At 71.5% G+C, this 15,518-nt stretch carries 10 protein-coding genes; 5 read left to right on the top strand and 5 right to left on the bottom strand.

All coding sequences use genetic code 11. The features are described from left to right. Positions 1-17 precede the first annotated feature (17 nt). From SSP29_RS23260 to SSP29_RS23280, 5 genes are all read right to left on the bottom strand, one after another. Complete coding sequence (locus SSP29_RS23260) at positions 18-1,319, bottom strand: SGNH/GDSL hydrolase family protein (protein ID WP_150134750.1); 1,302 nt, start codon at positions 1,317-1,319, stop codon at positions 18-20. After that, complete coding sequence (locus tag SSP29_RS23265; RefSeq protein WP_089102683.1) at positions 1,316-3,661, bottom strand: glycosyl hydrolase family 95 catalytic domain-containing protein; 2,346 nt, start codon at positions 3,659-3,661, stop codon at positions 1,316-1,318. Before SSP29_RS23265 ends, SSP29_RS23260 begins: the two co-directional genes overlap by 4 nt. 118 nt (positions 3,662-3,779) lie before the next feature. Next, positions 3,780-5,576: an alpha-galactosidase D gene (locus tag SSP29_RS23270; RefSeq protein ID WP_089102684.1), complete on the bottom strand. Its 1,797-nt coding sequence runs from the start codon at positions 5,574-5,576 to the stop codon at positions 3,780-3,782. Between the two features lie 31 nt (positions 5,577-5,607). Further along, positions 5,608-6,798: an ROK family transcriptional regulator gene (locus SSP29_RS23275; protein WP_089102685.1), complete on the bottom strand. Its 1,191-nt coding sequence runs from the start codon at positions 6,796-6,798 to the stop codon at positions 5,608-5,610. 175 nt (positions 6,799-6,973) lie between these two features. Continuing rightward, a complete protein-coding gene (locus SSP29_RS23280) occupies positions 6,974-8,755 on the bottom strand; it encodes a M4 family metallopeptidase (RefSeq protein ID WP_089102686.1) in 1,782 nt (593 codons plus the stop codon). 308 nt (positions 8,756-9,063) lie between these two features. On the opposite strand from SSP29_RS23280, the gene SSP29_RS23285 reads away from it, so the two are divergent. From SSP29_RS23285 to SSP29_RS23305, 5 genes are all read left to right on the top strand, one after another. Continuing rightward, positions 9,064-10,290 (top strand): serine hydrolase domain-containing protein, encoded by a 1,227-nt coding sequence (locus SSP29_RS23285; RefSeq protein WP_089102687.1) that lies wholly within the window; start codon positions 9,064-9,066, stop codon positions 10,288-10,290. Between the two features lie 103 nt (positions 10,291-10,393). After that, positions 10,394-11,737 carry a CAP domain-containing protein gene (locus SSP29_RS23290; RefSeq protein WP_089102688.1) on the top strand — a complete coding sequence of 448 codons (1,344 nt, stop codon included), beginning with the start codon at positions 10,394-10,396 and terminating at the stop codon, positions 11,735-11,737. Positions 11,738-11,793: 56 nt separating this feature from the next. Beyond that, the gene (locus tag SSP29_RS23295; RefSeq protein ID WP_089102913.1) at positions 11,794-12,471 is read left to right on the top strand and encodes an AIM24 family protein; all 678 of its coding nucleotides are present in this window, start codon (positions 11,794-11,796) and stop codon (positions 12,469-12,471) included. A gap of 135 nt (positions 12,472-12,606) precedes the next feature. Next, positions 12,607-13,566: a threonine/serine dehydratase family protein gene (locus tag SSP29_RS23300; protein WP_089102914.1), complete on the top strand. Its 960-nt coding sequence runs from the start codon at positions 12,607-12,609 to the stop codon at positions 13,564-13,566. Between the two features lie 200 nt (positions 13,567-13,766). Then, entirely contained in the window at positions 13,767-15,395 is a 1,629-nt protein-coding gene (locus SSP29_RS23305) for a serine/threonine protein kinase (protein WP_089102689.1), read from the top strand. The last annotated feature ends 123 nt before the right edge of the window (positions 15,396-15,518 follow it).

The raw sequence follows: 15,518 nt of genomic DNA on the forward strand, positions 1-15,518 counted from the left end.
GGGGTGGTCCAGGTATTTCAGTGGTCGCAGTCGAGGCCCGCCAGGTCGACGGAGTCGGCCATGGCCTGCATTCCCTTGTCGTTGGGGTGGATGTGGTCGCCGCCGTCCAGGAACGGCAGCATCCGTGCCTGGTCGTAGGGGCTGCGCAGGATCCGGTCGAAGTCGGCGATCCCGTCGAACTCCCCGCTGGTGCGGATGTACTGGTTGACCTGCTGGCGTACGGCCTCGCCGGCCGGGTCCCACTCCGACCAGCCCTCGAACGGCCCGACGGTCGAGGCGACCACGCACTTCCCGGCCGCGTGCGCCCGCCGGACGACCTCCTGGTAGCCGGCGATCAGGTCGGCGGCGGTGACCCCGCTGTGGGCCTTGATGTCGTTGACCCCCTCGAAGAGGAAGACGGTACGGACGCCCGGCTGGCTGAGGACGTCGCGGTCCAGCCGGTTGAGGGCCGCCTGCCCGGCGCCGTCGGCGAGGACCTTGTTGCCGGAGATCCCCTCGTCGGCCACGCCCTTGACCTCGGTGTCCGCCTTCTGGAGACGGCGGGCGAGATAGTCGGGCCAGCGGCGGTTCTGGTCGCTGGTGGACGCCCAGCCGTCGGTGATGGAGTCGCCGAGCGCCACCACGGCCCCGGTGGCCGGGTTCTTCGGCCGTACGGAGACCGAGTCCAGATACCACCAGGAGCCGGTGGTCTCGGTCCAGTTGGCGGCGCTCTCCTCGGCGGTGTGGTCGCCCTGGGTGGCGTAGGAGGTCTGCATGGCCATCCAGTGGCCGGTGGCGGGGCCGGCCGCGTCCGGGCTGTGCAGGCTGACGACCAGGTTGCTGCCGGCGGGCAGGCTGCCGGGCAGCGGGTCGCTCCACGCGGTGGCGCCGGCGGGCACGGTGACCGTCCGGGCGCCGTCGAAGGTCAGCCGCTTGTTGCTGCCCGGCTTGAGGGCGGCGCCCTGGCTCTGGAGTCCGGCGTAGACGCTGTCCAGGGTCAGGGGCCGGTCGCCGAACGCGTTGGAGAGGCGTACCCGCAGATCGCTGCCGGCTGCACTGGTGTGCACGACCAGCCGGTAGCCGCGGTCGGCGGTGCCCTGTCCCATCTGGTCGGCGCTGGCCCCCCAGGTGACGACGTCCTGCCGGGCGGAGGCGGTGGACCGGGAGGAGGACGGAGCGGTCCCGGTGGAGGGCCGGGAAGAGGACGGAGAGGAGGACTGGGACGAGGACTGGGAGGAGGGCTGCCACACGGGTGCCGCCGTGGCGGACCCGGTCTGGCAGGCGACCGTGGTCAGTAAGACGGCGGCGAGGCCGAGGAGCCGCGCGTACCGGCCGGTCACCGCGCCAGGTCCTTCAGTGTGACGGACGCGCCGGGCTTCAGCGTGATCGTCCGGGTCTTGCCGCCGTAGGCGACCGTGGTCGTACGGCCGCCGACGCTGCGGATCCTGGCCTCGGTCGGCTTGCCGTCGCGCCAGCTCAGGTCGACGACGAAGCCGCCGCGCGCGCCGGCCCCGGTGACCTTGCCGGAGGCGGCCCAGGCGGCGGGCAGGGCGGGCAGGAGCTCCAGGTGGCCGGGGCGGGAGTACAGCAGCATCTCCAGGATCGCGGTCGGGGTGCCGAAGTTGGCCTCGATCTGGAAGATGCCCCGGCCTTCCTCGACCTGGTAGATGTCGAAGAGGTTGGGTGAGGTGCCGTTGCTGCCGTTGTCGGAGGGACGGAGGTTGCGGACGACGAGCTGGTAGGCCTTGTCGGCGTCCTTCAGCCGGGACCAGCACAGCGAGCGCCAGGCGTTGGCCCAGCCGAAGCTGTCCATGCCGCGGGCGGTGAGCAGGGCGGTGGCGCCCTTGACGATGTCGGCGGGGGTGGAGCCGTCGGGGCGGATCCGGTCGCCGGGGAAGAGGTTGATCAGGGGCGAGAGGTGACGGTGGGTGGTCTCGCCGAGGTTGTCCGGGGACATCCACTCCTCCAGCCAGCCGGTCTTGGGGCTCACCACCGGCAGGTAGAGGCGGTCACGGAGCTTGCCGATGGTGCCCGCGTATCCAGCATCCCTCTTCAGCTCGGCGGCCGCAGTGCGGAAGTTCCCGAACAGCATCCACACCTGTTCCTGGGCGTAGGTGATGCCCTTGGCGTCCAGCGGTCCCTGCTCCGGCGACCAGTCGCTGTCCGCGATCAGCACCTCCCTGCCGTCGTCCAGGGTGGTGGTGAGCAGCCGCGCCTCCCAGAACTCGCAGGCGCCCTTGAGGAGGGGGTAGATCTTCTCCAGGTGGGCCCGGGACTGGGTGAACTCGTAGTGCTCCCACAGGCTCTGGCACAGCCAGGCGTTGCCCGCCGGGTGCCACCACCAGCCGCCTCCGCCGAAGGGGTTGGTGGAGATGGCGACGGTCCAGCCGGCCACCTTGCCGCCCGAGTTGCGGTAGCGGTTGCGGGAGTCCTGGAAGAGCCGCTGGGTGAGGTCGGTCCAGGAGGGGAGCTGGTCGACGCAGTAGTCGGTGTAGGCGTCGAAGCACTGGGACAGGCCCAGCCGGTCGGACATCCAGTAGTTCATCTGGATGTTGATGTCGGTGTGGAAATCGCCCATCCAGTCCGGGTCGTTGCCGTCCAGCCAGATGCCCTGGAGGCCCATCGGCAGGCTGTCGCGCGATCCGGCGATCATCAGATAGCGGCCGAACTGGGCGTAGGCGGCCTCCAGTTCGGGGTCGGGGTTGCCGGTGTCGGCGCGGGCCTGGATGCGCGCCCAGGTGTCCAGCTCGCGCTGGTCGGCGGTCGAGGTGCCGAGGGAGAGGTCGAACTGCCCGAACAGCGCCCGGTGGTCGGCCGCGTGGGTGCGCAGCAGCGAGTCCGCCGAGTGCCGGGCGGCCGCCTTGACCTTGGTGCGGGCCAGCGCCACCGGGTTCACGGACGGGTCGCGGTAGTCGGCGGCGGCGTCCGGCGCGTAGTCGGTGCCGCCGCTGAGTACGACGGTCAGCTCGCGGCAGTCGGTGAAGGTGATGTGCGAGCCGCTCACCCGTACGCTGCCGCCGCTGCCGTACGCCTTGACGGCGGCCCCGTACTTCAGTCCGTTGGCGAAGGAACCGGCGAACGACTCGGCGGTTCCGCCGGTCTCCCCGTGGGTGCCCTCGAAGGTGAGGGTGCCGGTGTAGCGGCCCCCGCCGTCCTGGCCGAAGTGCAGCACGATCACGTCGTCGGGACGGCTGGCGAAGATCTGCCGCCGGTACGTCACTCCGGAGCGGACGTAGGACGCCGTCACCACGCCGTTCTCGAGGTCGAGGGTGCGGCGGTAGTCGGATACGGCGCCCAGGTCGTGGTCGGGTATCTCGACGACGAGCCGGGCGAGGAGGGTGAGGGAGCCGAAGTCGGCACGCCCGTAGGGGAACTGGCCGTCGGAGTCGAGGGTGTCGTTCAGCCCGCCGGTCCACAGCGTGGCGTCGGTGACCAGGAGGAGCTCACGGCCGGAGTCGTTGCTCGCGAGAGCACCGAGCCGACCGTTGCCGATGGGCAGGCCCTGCGTGATCATCGACCCGTCGTCGGCGGGCGCCTGCCACCAGAGCTGGTGCCGGGGAGAGGTGAGCGGCTCAGAGGACCGCAGCGGCGCCGCGGAGGCGGTGAAGGAGGGAAGCCCGGCGAGGGCTCCGGTGGCCGCGGCGAGGGCCAGAAAGCTGCGTCTGCTGGGGTGGTTGTCCATGGGGTTCCAATCCAACGTCCGTGAGGAGGGCGCCCCGTCAGGGGCGCGGGGAACTGCGCGGCCAGCCCCCACCGGCCGGCAGTTCCCGACGACGCACGTACCGAGGTGATCGAGGTGACTAGCGCGGAGACTTGGGAACGTCGATCCGGTCGACGTCCGGCGCGTACCCCGACCCGCTGTCGAAGCTGATCGTGTTGGCACCGGCCTTCAGCGTGACCGGCACACTCACCGTCGCCACGGTCCCCCAGTCCCCGGTGGACGGGAACTTGTGGCCGGTCCCGCCGCCGGCGTTGGCCGCGATGGTGGCCGACCGGGAGTCACCGCTGATGTAGGCCACCTTCACCAGATACGTACCGGCCTTGTCGACCACCACGTTGTTGAAGGTCAGCTTGCCGCCCAGGTACAGGTTTCCGACCTTCTTCTGCCCGGAGCACGCGTCGCACCCGGCGACAGAAGCGTTTCCGCTCAGCGTGTTGCCGCTCGCCTCGGCCTCGTACCCGGTGGATGCCAGCGCGCTGCCCTTCGGCGTCACGGTGAACAGCCGCGAGCCGTGCGCCGGCAGCGCCTCGGTGATCTTGTTCTGGAAGCTGCCGAGATCCTCGTGGTTCCACACGTCCCGCACCGAGGCCTTGCCGCTGAAGCCGAGGGCGGTCCAGTCTGCGGTGACCGCCGAAGGCGAGTCCGCGAGGTTGAACAGCGCGACCGTGTAGGTCCCGTCGGCGTTCTTCGCGGCCCAGACCTGCTGCGGGTCGGACGGAGTGATCGGCCGGGCCGGCGGGTTGTCGCTCTGGTCGATCGCGATGACGTCGCGGTTGGTCAGCAGGGAGACGCCGTAGTCGTCGAGCTTGGTCATGTCGTCGCCGGTGAACAGGGGCGACTTGGCGACGGCCCAGAGCGTGGCGTAGCTCTGCCGTTCGGCCTTGGTGAGGCCGTCCATCGCGCCGTTGCCGACGTCGAGGGAGTCGAGGTCGTTCCAGCCGCCGGGGCCCGCCTTGCCGGTCCAGGCCGGGGTGTCGTCCCAGCGGTCGTTGACGGAGTTCTCCCAGCTGACGAGCGTGTTGCAGTAGCACTCGACGTCGGTGTCGATGCGCCAGCCGTTGGTGTACTTCTGCCAGTCGGCGGCGTGCCCGAAGTCCAGGGACCAGGAGGCCTCCAGGTGGATCGGGCGGCCGGTGGCGGTGATCGCCTTGTTCCAGGCGGCCACGTCGGCGATGTTGTTGTACTGGTCGCCGCTCTTGCCGGAGCCGGGGCCGACGCCGTCGAGCTTGAGGAAGTCGTAGCCCCAGTCGGCGATCATCTGGGCCTGGGAGTCTATGTACTTCTGCGCGCACGGCTTGTCGAAGTCGATCTTGTACGCGCTGTCCCAGCCGTTGGTGGTGCGCAGGTCGTCATAGACGATGTCGGCGGTGGTGCAGCCCTCGGCGTTCCAGATCGGCGTCTTGCCGTCGCCGTACGCGCCCTTCTCCAGACCGGCCGGGAGGTAGATGCCTGCCTTCAGGCCCTTGGCGTGGATGCGGTCCGCGACGGCCTTCATGCCGCTGGGGAAGCGGGCGGGGTCGGCCTTCTGGCGGCCGTACTGGTCGTAGCCGGTCTTCCAGTTCCAGTCCATCCACCAGCCGGCGTCGATGTTGATGTAGTCGTAGCCGTACTTCTTCAGCTTGCTCGCCATGGCGTCGGTCTGCTTGAGGACGTTCGCCTCGGTGAGGTAGCTGTAGTCGCCCTTGTCGTTCAGGCCCGGGTACTTGGACGACTGCATGCTCCAGCTCGACCAGCCCATGTACGGCTTGGCGGCGATCGGGGCGGGCGTGTCGGCCTGCGCGGCGGGCACGGCGGCCGCGAAGGCGGCCGTCAGCGCCAGCACGAGGACGGTTCTCAGCCCGCGTACGGGCAGGGCGGAATTCGAAGGTGACCGCATGGGCCCTCCAGGGTTCGGGGTCTTGGGCGGCTCAGCCCTTGCCCGTCGGTGTGGGAGAAGAGGTGATGAAGGACTGGATCGCGGCGGCCGCGGCCCCGCGCGCCCACTCCTCGAAGGCGAGTGGGCGGGTCTGTACGTCGCTCTGCGCGGCGGAGCCGAAGGCGGCCGCGGTGAACGAGTCGAGGATCTGCTCGGCGAAGAGGTCGTAGGCGGCGAGTCCCTCGCCGGAGATGATCACACGTTCGGGGCCGAAGAGATTGGCCACCGTCGCGATGCCCCGGCCGATGGCCTCGCCGGCCCGGGCGTACACCTCGCGCGCTCCGGGCACGCCCTCGTGGGCGAGGGCCACCGCCGCGGCGGAGTCGGCGACCTGACGGCCGGTCACCTCCCGCATGCGGGTGACGATCGCGGCGTCCCCCGCGATCGCCTCCACACAGCCGCGGTTGCCGCAGTGGCAGAGGGGCCCGGCCGGGTCGATGGCCACGTGCCCGATCTCCCCCGCCACGCCGTGCGCGCCGGACACCACCTGGCCGTGGATCACCAGTCCGCAGCCGATGCCGGCGCCGACGGTGACGACGGCGAAGTCGGAGAGCCCGACCCCGGCGCCGAACCACTGCTCGGCGACGGTCAGGGCGCGTACGTCGTTGTCGACGACGACCGGCAGCCCCGTGGTCATGGCGGCGAGTTCGGCGAGGGCCACGTCCCGCCAGTCGAGGAAGGGCGAGTAGCGCACGGTCCCCTCGGCGCGGTCCACGTCGCCGGAGACGGCGATGCCGAGGCCGAGCACGGGGGCACCGAAGTCCTCGGCCTCGGTGCGCAGTTCGTGGGTCAGGTCGGCGACGGAGGTCAGGACGGCCCGGGCGGCGCGGTCCGTGACCGGCAGCCGGCGGGCCAGCAGGATCCGGCAGCACAGGTCGGTGAGTACCGCGATGACCTCGTCGCCGGTGACCTTGACCCCGATGAACAGCGCGCGTCCGCCGTCGACCCGTACCAGGTTGGCGGGGCGTCCGAGGGCGGGCCGGGCCTCGCCGTCGGCGTCCTCCGCCAGGTACCCGGCCGCCAGCAGCGGCCGGACGGCCTTGGTCACGGCCGCCGGTGACAGGCCGGCCCGGCGGGCCGCCTCCAGCCGGGTGAGGGGGCCGTGGGACAGGACCGTGGTGAAGATCTGCGAGACGGCCGGCGTGTGGGCCGGGAACGTCTCGGCACGGGAGGTGGAGCGCATGGCCGGGAACTTAGGTGGCTTATTTTCCGCTGTCAATAAAAGAAACAGGAATCACCTGAAGGTTGACTGTGAGGCTGTCGTGGCCTTCAAATGGCGGGTGAAGCGGGGGCGTTGGAACCGATCCAGGTGCCCGGCCCCCCGACAGGGCACCCGGATCGGCGGTGCGTCGCGCCCGTCAGCGGCGGGCGGCCGGCGTGTTGGCCTCGGTGACGTCGACCGCGGCCCAGGCCTGGTCGACCGTGCGGTACTCGACGCTGCTCGCGCCGTAGAGGTCCGTGGCCGCCTTCAGCGTCGCGATCCGCGCGTCGTGGAAGTCGGTCGAGGAGACCATGTACCGGGTCAGGGCGCGGTAGAAGATCGCCGTGGCCTTGGCGCGGCCGATACCGGTGACCGTGGACCCGTCGTAGGTCGGCGAGTCGTAGGTGGTGGCGCCGATCGTCTTGCGGCCGCTGCCCTCGGCGAGCAGGTAGAAGGCGTGCGAGGAGACGCCGGAGCCGGCGTGCACCTCGGCGTTCGCCACCTCGGGCGACCAGTAGTCGACGGTGCCTTCGAGGCGGTCGAGCGAGGGGTGGTCGAGGCGGCGCAGGAACTTCTGCTGCAGCCCCAGCTTCTCGCCCAGCAGGTAGTTCGGCGGGTTCTTCTGGTTGTTGGCGAAGAACTCCACGCCGGAGCCGAAGATGTCGGCCAGCGACTCGTTGAGCGCGCCGGGTTCGCCGAACTGGTTGCCGTCGTTGTCGACGTACGTCGGTTCGAGCTTGGCGGTGGCGTCCACCACGCCGTGGGTCAGCTCGTGGCCGGTGACGTCGAGGACGACCAGCGGCTTCTTGATCTCGTCGCCGTCCCCGTCGCCGTACAGCATGCAGCCGCAGGCGGAGTCCCAGAAGGCGTTGCCGACCTTGTTGCCCCAGTGGACCATGGCGCGGGCGGGCTTGGAGTTGTTCGCGATGCCCTTGCGGCCGAAGGTCTTCTTGTAGAAGTCCAGGGTCTCGGTGATGCCGTACTGGGCGTCGGCGGCGGCGCTGCCCCGGCTGGTGGTGGTGCCGTTGCCCCAGCTGTCGGTGGTGCTGGTGAACTTGGTGCCCTGGCCGAAGCTCTCGGTCTCCCTGCCCTTGGCGTCCCGGGTCTCGGTGCCGTAGCGGGTGGGGTCCTTGAGCAGGAAGCTCTTGCGGGCGGTCTGCGTGGTGGTGAGCGGCACCTTGCCCACGAAGAGGGACCTGCCGGAGCCGTGGGCGGTCGCCGGGTAGTGGGCGGCGGCCGAGACGGACGCGCCGGCGAGGGCCTGGGCCCGGACGCCGGTGCCGGCGGCCGGGTCGAGGGTCTCGCCGCGGCTGCGGAGGGTCTTCAGCAGCTTGGGCGAGAGGAACTCGTCGCTGTCCGGCGTGTTGCTGCGTACCTGTCCGGTGAGGGCGTCGACGACGACCGTGCTGGAGCCGTCGGAGCCGTCGACGGTCACCTGGTAGGCGAGGGCGGCGGCGCCGTCCCGGGCGTCCACCACGAGCTGCGCGGTGCCGGCGTCGCCGCCGGCGGCCGCGGCGGCCTTCTCCTCGGCCTGCCGGGCGGTCAGCTTCGCCTCGGTGGCGGCGGGCCTGACGGTGTGGTCGGCCGCGCGGGTGACGCCGGTGTAGGCCAACCGGTGGGAAAGATGGACGACGAGGTCGCCGCCGAGCACCGGCATGCCCCGGTGGGTGCGGACGAAGCGGACGTGGCGTGCCCCTTCGGGGTCGATCATCACATCCTGTGGCTGGAGCTCGTCGCCCGCGCCGACACCGGTCGCCGAGGCGTGGGCGAAGGCGGCGGCCCGGGCAGCCGCCACCACCTGCGCGGCCGTCGTGGTGGAGGCCGTGGCCGACTGTCGTTCCCCCGTTGCGGGACCGGCGAAGGCCGTACCGGCCAGGCCCGTGGCGGCCGTCGTCACGGCGACGGCGACCGCCACGCTGCGTATGTGCGCACTACGCACTGATCAGGGTTCCTTCGTTCGAAGACGGCCGGGGTCACCAACCACCTTGCGGCAGAGCGCCGTTGGGCGCCAAGGGGGCTGGTCGGGCCCCGGGCCGCAACCCTTCCGGACGAATCATGTCCATGTAAAGCGGAATTCGTCGCTTTTCCTGCTTTTCATGGCAATACTTGGCGAATCCCCACCGCACGGTGATCAGGGAGTGACCAACTGTGCTTCGGCTGTGGAGATGTGACGGGATGCGAGAAGGTTCCCCGACCCGCATGTGACTCATCTCGCATCGAAGACAGCACGGAGAGGAGCAGGTCCGAATGGTCTCGGCAATGATGTGCAGAAGCGCGGTGCTCGGGGCGGTGACGCTGTCGCTGCTCGCGGTCCCGGCCCAGGCGGCGCCCATGAGAACGGCCCCGGGGCCGCAGACGGCCGCCGCTCTGCCGGCGCCCGACACCGCGGGGCTGGCCGCGGTGCTGCGCTCGGTGGTGGCGAAGGGCGCGCCCGGCGCGATGGCCCGCATCGACGACGGTACGCAGGTCTACCGGTCCGCCCAGGGCGTCGCCGACCGGACGAGCCGGCGCGCCCTCACCACCACCGACCGCTTCCGCGTGGGCAGTGTCACCAAGACGTTCTCCGCGGTGGTCCTGCTGCAGCTGGTGGACGAGCACAAGCTCGCCCTGGACGCGCCGGTCAACCGCTACCTGCCGGGGCTGCTGCCGGACGACCGCATCACCGTGCGGCACGTGCTGAGCCACCGCAGCGGTCTGTACGACTACACCAACGACCTGTTCGCCAGCAGCGTGTCCGGCTTCGAAGCCGTCCGCGACAAGGTCTTCACCTACCGCCAGCTGGTGAACCTGTCCCTGAAGAAGCCGCGCACCAACGCGCCGGGCGCCGCCTACTCGTACTCCAACACCAACTTCGTGGTCGCCGGCCTGCTCATCGAGAAGCTCACCGGGCACAGCGTGCGCACGGAGTACGAGGACCGCATCTTCAAGCCGCTGCAGCTGACCGACACCTTCTACGTGCACCCCGACACGAAGATCCCGGGACAGCACGCCAACGGCTACCTCACCGCCGACCGGGCGGGTGCCGCGCCCGTCGACGCCACCGACCAGACGGTCTCCTGGGCGCAGAGCGCGGGCGCCATCATCTCCAGCGCCCGCGACCTCGACACGTTCTACTCGGCGCTGGTGCGCGGCAAGCTGACGTCGGCCGCCCGCCTCACGGAGATGGAGCGCTTCACCCGCGTGAACTCGAACACCTCCTACGGCCTCGGGCTGCGCCGCCGCGACCTGTCCTGCGGGGTCTCGGTGTACGGCCACACGGGCGCCGTCCAGGGCTACTACACGTATGCCTTCACCAGCAAGGACGGCAAGCGCAGCCTCACCGCGCTGGCCAACGCCTCCAACAGCTCCGGCGTGCTCAACGCGCTGGCGGCCACGCTGGAGCCGGCGTTCTGCGGCAAGCAGAAGGCCGCGCGCAGCGCGACCACGCCGATCGAGCGGGAGGACGTGGCACCCGCCGCGCCGCGGGAGCAGTAGCACCGCGGCTCGCCGGGGGAACCTCGCGCCCGGGCCGGACGTTCAACCGGCGACTCCCCCACCGGGCGCGACGTCCGGCCCCTGACCTCGTGGAGGCGGCGCGATGAGCGAGCTGGTCCCCGGGGGCAATCTGCCCCTTCCGGGCGGCGCGCTGACGCTGCGGGTGCCCGGTCCCTTCGACGTGTCGGCGCTGATCACCGACGAGAGCGGCAAGGTCGGCGGCGACGCCGACTTCGTGTTCTACAACCAGCCGGACGCGCCCGGCGTCCGGCTGCGCGGTGACACCCTCACCGTCGAGCCGGCCCTGCTGCGGGCCGGCGCCGAGCGCGTCACCCTCACGGTCACCGCCGCCGAGCCCGGCACCCCGCTCGGCCGGCTGCCCGCCGCCACCCTGCACGTGACCGACCGCCTCGGCCGTACGGTGGCCCGCTTCGCTCCGCCGCGCCCGCAGACGGAGACCCTGCTGCTGCTCTCCGAGATATACCGCCGGGGCACCGGCTGGAAGCTGCGCGCGATCGGCCAGGGGTACGCGGACGGACTGGCGGGACTCGCCCGGGACTTCGGGGTCGACGTGATCGAGGACCGGCAGCCGGCCGGCGGTTTCCGCGCCACGATCCCGGCCCAGCGCACGGCGGCCTCGCCGGCCCGTCCCTCGACGGCCTCGCTCCCCGATCCGGACGGCCTGCTGGGCCTGGTCAACTCCGCCCGCGCCCGGGCCGGCCGCCCGCCGGTGGCCCCGGACGCCCGGCTCACCTCCGCCGCCCACGCCCACGCCGGGGCGATGGCCGAGGCCGGCCGGCTGGCCACCGAGAGCCGCGACGGCGTCTCCGTCCACCAGCGGATCAGCGACACCGGATTCGCCTATGTCACGGTCGGCGAGCACCTCGTCTCCGGCCCCCGCACCCCGGCCGAGTTCGTGGACTACTGCCTGCGCACCGAGGACGCCCGGCGCACCCTGCTCGACCCGGCGTTCACCCACGCCGGCCTGGCCCACGCCCGCGGCCCCGGGGACGGGGACACGTACTGGACCGCCCTGTGGGCCAGACCCCTGACCCAGGCGGAACTGTCCCGCACCCGCGCCGAGGTCGTCGACCTCACCAACGGCGAGCGCACCCGGGCCGGGCTGCGGCCGCTCGCGGTGGATCCGCAGCTGACCGCGGCCGCACAGGCGTACAGCACGGACATGGCGACCCGCGACTTCTACTCGCACACCTCCCCCGAGGGCACCCAGCCGTGGGACCGGGCCGCCGCCGCGGGCTCGCGGCGGCGCACCATCGGCGAGAACATCGCGTGCGGCCAGCGTTCCGCGGCCGAGGTGGTGGACGGCTGGATGAACAGCCCGGGCCACCGGGCGAACATCCTCAAAGCGGACTTCACCCACATAGGCATCGGCTTCGCCGGCGGCGGCCGGGCCGGCACCTACTGGACCCAGCTGTTCGGTGCCTGAACCGGTACCGTCCGCGATCTTGGCGGAACGGGTCCGTCCGGGACACCATGCCCGGCATGAAGGGTGATCTCTTTTCCAGTCAGCACATGGTGGCACCGGCGGCAGAGCCGGGCATGAGCGTCGAGAACGCGAAGTGCGTCAAGTACACGGTCAACGGCGAGATGTACGCCCGCCAGGGCGCGATGATCGCGCACCGCGGCAGCCTGAAGTTCGAACGCAAGGGCCAGGGCGTGGGCGGAATGCTCAAGCGCGCGGTCACCGGCGAGGGGCTGCCGCTGATGTCCGTACAGGGCCAGGGCGAGGCCTGGTTCGCGCACGAGGCGCAGAACTGTTTCATCGTCGAGATAGAGCCGGGCGACCAGTTCACGGTGAACGGCCGCAACGTCCTGTGTTTCGACGCCACACTGGCGTACGAGATCAGGACGGTGAAGGGGTCCGGCATCGCCGGCGGCGGTCTGTTCAACAGTGTGTTCTCCGGGTACGGCAGGCTCGGCCTGGTCTGCGACGGCAACCCGCTGGTGATCCCGGTCTCGCCGCAGGTCCCGGTGTACGTCGACACGGACGCGGTGGTGGGCTGGACCGCGCACCTGCAGACCTCGCTGCACCGCTCGCAGTCCATCGGGTCGATGCTGCGCGGCGGTTCGGGCGAGGCGGTCCAGCTGATGCTCCAGGGCGAGGGGTACGTCGTGGTCCGGCCGAGCGAACTGACCCCGCAGAAGGCACAGCAGCACTGACACCCGGCAGCCCTGGTCCGCGTGGCCGGGGCGCCCCGGCGGGGCCGGGTTGACCAGGGCGGTCCGGCCGGGTGAAGGTGCGAGCGGCGCGGACCGTCGCCCCCCGCGCCGGAAGGGTGAACCGCCTTGAACGGCATCATCGGCATCTCGGACATCGAAGCCGCGGCCCGGACCGTCGCCGGACACGTCGTCCGCACCCCCACCGTGCCCAGCCCCGGCCTGTCGGAGCTGCTCGGCGTCCCGGTCACCGCCAAACTCGAACTCCTCCAGCGCACCGGCTCCTTCAAGGCCCGCGGGGCCACGGCGAAGCTGCTCTCGCTGACCGGGGCCGAGCGGGCGGCCGGCGTGGTGGCCGTCAGCGGCGGCAACCACGGCATCGCCCTCGCGGTGATGGCCGCGGTCCTCGACGTGAAGGCGACGGTGGTGATGCCCCGCACCGCGCCCGCCCGGTCGATCCGGCTGGTCGAGGCGGCCGGGGCGTCGGTGCGGCTCACCGACGGCATGGACACGGCGTTCGAGATGCTGCCGCGGCTGCGGGACGAGGGACTCACGCTGGTCCACCCCTTCGACGACCCGGTGGTGATCGCCGGACAGGGCACGGTGGGCCTGGAGCTCGCCGAGGACGCGGACGACCTCACCGACGTCATCGTCAGCATCGGCGGCGGGGGCCTGATCGCCGGGGTCGCGGCCGCTCTGCGCGCCCGCCGCCCCGGGGTCCGGGTGTGGGGCGTGGAGACGGCGGGCGCGCAGGCCATGTCCGAGGCGCTCGCGGCGGGCGGTCCGCTGCCGGTCGCGGTGTCGTCGATCGTGACGACGCTCAGCGCGCCGTCCGTCTCCCGGCTGACGTACGCCCATGCGGCGGCGCTGGTGGAGGAGGTGCTGGTGGTGCCGGACCGGGAGGCGGTGCGGGGCAGCCTGGAGTTCGCCGAGCACGCCAAGGTGTGGACCGAGCCGGCCGCCGGCTGTCTGCTGCCCGCGGCCCGGCAGGTGCGGGAGCGGGTCGGCGACGGGGCGCGGATCGGCCTCGTGGTCTGCGGGGGCAATGTGACACACCAGGAGATCTCGGAGTGGACCGCGCGCTTCGGCCTGGACTGACCAGCGAATCGCAGCCGGGCCTTTACCGTCGGTTACCCACAGGTCGAAGCCCGGCCATTCACTGTTTTCCCCAAGTTCCCGGCCGGTGCCGCCACTTGAATAAAAGGCAAGAAAGGTCTCCGAGTTGCAGATTCATTGAACAAACCAGGGCTTGTCCCGCGTACCTCTGGTCAATGACGAGGCAGGGGTTTCAGCGAGGGATGACGATGGTCAAGGCGCATGTCTCCGCACAAGAGTTGGTCGCCGGAAGGTACCGGCTCCTCGAAATCGCCGACCGCGAGCCGAACCGCGTCAGCTGGTACGCGGAGGACGTGCAGGCCGAGCGACCGCGCCTGGTGACCCAGATCGCGTTTCCCGAGCCGCCCACCGAGGACACCGTGCGCCGGACCACCGCCCGCATTCTGCGCTCCTCCGAGGTGATGAGCGCGCTGCGGCCCGGCCGGGTCGCCATGGTGATCGACGCCTTCGAGGAGGCGGGCGCGCTGTGGACGGTGACGGAGGTGATCGACGGCACGCCGCTCAGTGAGCTGCTCGCCCAGCAGCCCCCGTTCAACTACGTCCGGGCCGCCCGCATCGGACTCGAGGTGCTCGACGTGCTGGAGGCCGCGCACGCCGACGGCTACACGCACGGCGAGCTCAGCCCCGGGCAGATCTTCGTCCGTGACCGGGGCCCGGTCGTCGTCACCGGGTTCGGCCTGGCCGGCGCGACGCTGGCGCCCCGGGTCACCGCGCCGTCGTACGCCTCGCCGGAGCAGGCCCGGGACGAGCGCATCGGGCCCGCCGCCGACCTGTGGGCACTCGGCGCGATCCTCTACACGATGGTCGAGGGGCGGCCGCCGTTCCGGGACCGGGGCAAGGCCGACGCCACCCTGAAGGGTGTGGACCGGCTGCCGTTGCGCACCCCGCTGCGGGCCGGCCCGCTGACCCAGGTGGTGCAGGGGCTGCTGCGGAAGAGCTCCCGGGAGCGGCTGAGCCGGACGGTGGTACGTCAGGCGCTTACACGTGTCCTGGACGAGGACCCCGACACGGTCGAACAGCCGGCCCCCGTCTCCCGGCTGCGCGGTGCCTATGTGGCCGCCCGGTCCTCCGGGTGGAGCCGGACCACCATGATCGGCGGGACCGCACTGGCCGTGGTGACCGTGTCGGTCGCGGTGCTGGCTGCGACCCAGGGCCTGCCGGGCGCCTCCTCGGCGGGCTCGGCCCCGAGCGCCTCCGCCACGGCCGGCGATCCGGCCAACCGCACGGACGGCAACGCCCCCAGCCCCTCGCCGTCCCGGACGTCGTCCGCCTCCCCCAGCCCGTCGCCTTCCGCCTCCGCCTCCGCGTCGGCGTCCCCTTCTGCGACGGCCGCGGCCGGTGCCCTGCCGGCCGGTTTCCACCGCTACACCGCCCCGGAGGGGTTCTCCGTGGCGCTCCCCAAGGGCTGGAAGCGCCTCGACACCGCCCGGGACGACGTCGCCTACCGCGTCACCTTCGGCCCGGGCGGCGACGACCTGCGCACCCTGGCCGTCACCTACAGCACCCAGGCCGGCCCGGACCCGGTCGCGATCTGGCGGGACGACGTGGAGCCGGGTCTTGAGAAGCTGGACGGCTACCAGCGGATCGGCGAGATCAAGGCGACCACCTACCAGGGGCACAAGGCAGCCGACATGGAATGGCTCTCCGGGACCGGCGCCGACCGGGTGCACACCTTCGGCCGCGGCTTCCTGCTCGGCGGCGGCCGCAGCTTCTCACTGCGCATCACGACGCCCGCCGCCGCCTGGGACGACGCCGCCGACAAACTCGCCATGAAGACCTTCCTGGAGACGTTCCGCGGCTCGGCGAGCTGACGCGCCGGGTGCTGTACGACGCGCTCGGCCGGACTTCGACGGTGCGGCAAACCCCGGCCAATGGGTCGATATAGGCTGCCGGTCGGTACGTAAGCAGTTCGGCAGCCTTCAGGAGTGTCCTCC

This window comes from Streptomyces hyaluromycini, from assembly GCF_002217755.1.
Lineage (GTDB): Bacteria > Actinomycetota > Actinomycetes > Streptomycetales > Streptomycetaceae > Streptomyces > Streptomyces hyaluromycini.

What these genes read in the sequence shown, in the direction of transcription:
- SSP29_RS23270 (WP_089102684.1), bottom strand. Translation starts at nt 5,576, where the DNA reads ATGCGGTCACCTTCGAATTCCGCCCTGCCCGTACGCGGGCTGAGAACC.
- SSP29_RS23275 (WP_089102685.1), bottom strand. Translation starts at nt 6,798, where the DNA reads ATGCGCTCCACCTCCCGTGCCGAGACGTTCCCGGCCCACACGCCGGCC.
- SSP29_RS23265 (WP_089102683.1), bottom strand. Translation starts at nt 3,661, where the DNA reads ATGGACAACCACCCCAGCAGACGCAGCTTTCTGGCCCTCGCCGCGGCC.
- SSP29_RS23285 (WP_089102687.1), top strand. Translation starts at nt 9,064, where the DNA reads ATGGTCTCGGCAATGATGTGCAGAAGCGCGGTGCTCGGGGCGGTGACG.
- SSP29_RS23290 (WP_089102688.1), top strand. Translation starts at nt 10,394, where the DNA reads ATGAGCGAGCTGGTCCCCGGGGGCAATCTGCCCCTTCCGGGCGGCGCG.
- SSP29_RS23305 (WP_089102689.1), top strand. Translation starts at nt 13,767, where the DNA reads ATGACGATGGTCAAGGCGCATGTCTCCGCACAAGAGTTGGTCGCCGGA.
- SSP29_RS23295 (WP_089102913.1), top strand. Translation starts at nt 11,794, where the DNA reads ATGAAGGGTGATCTCTTTTCCAGTCAGCACATGGTGGCACCGGCGGCA.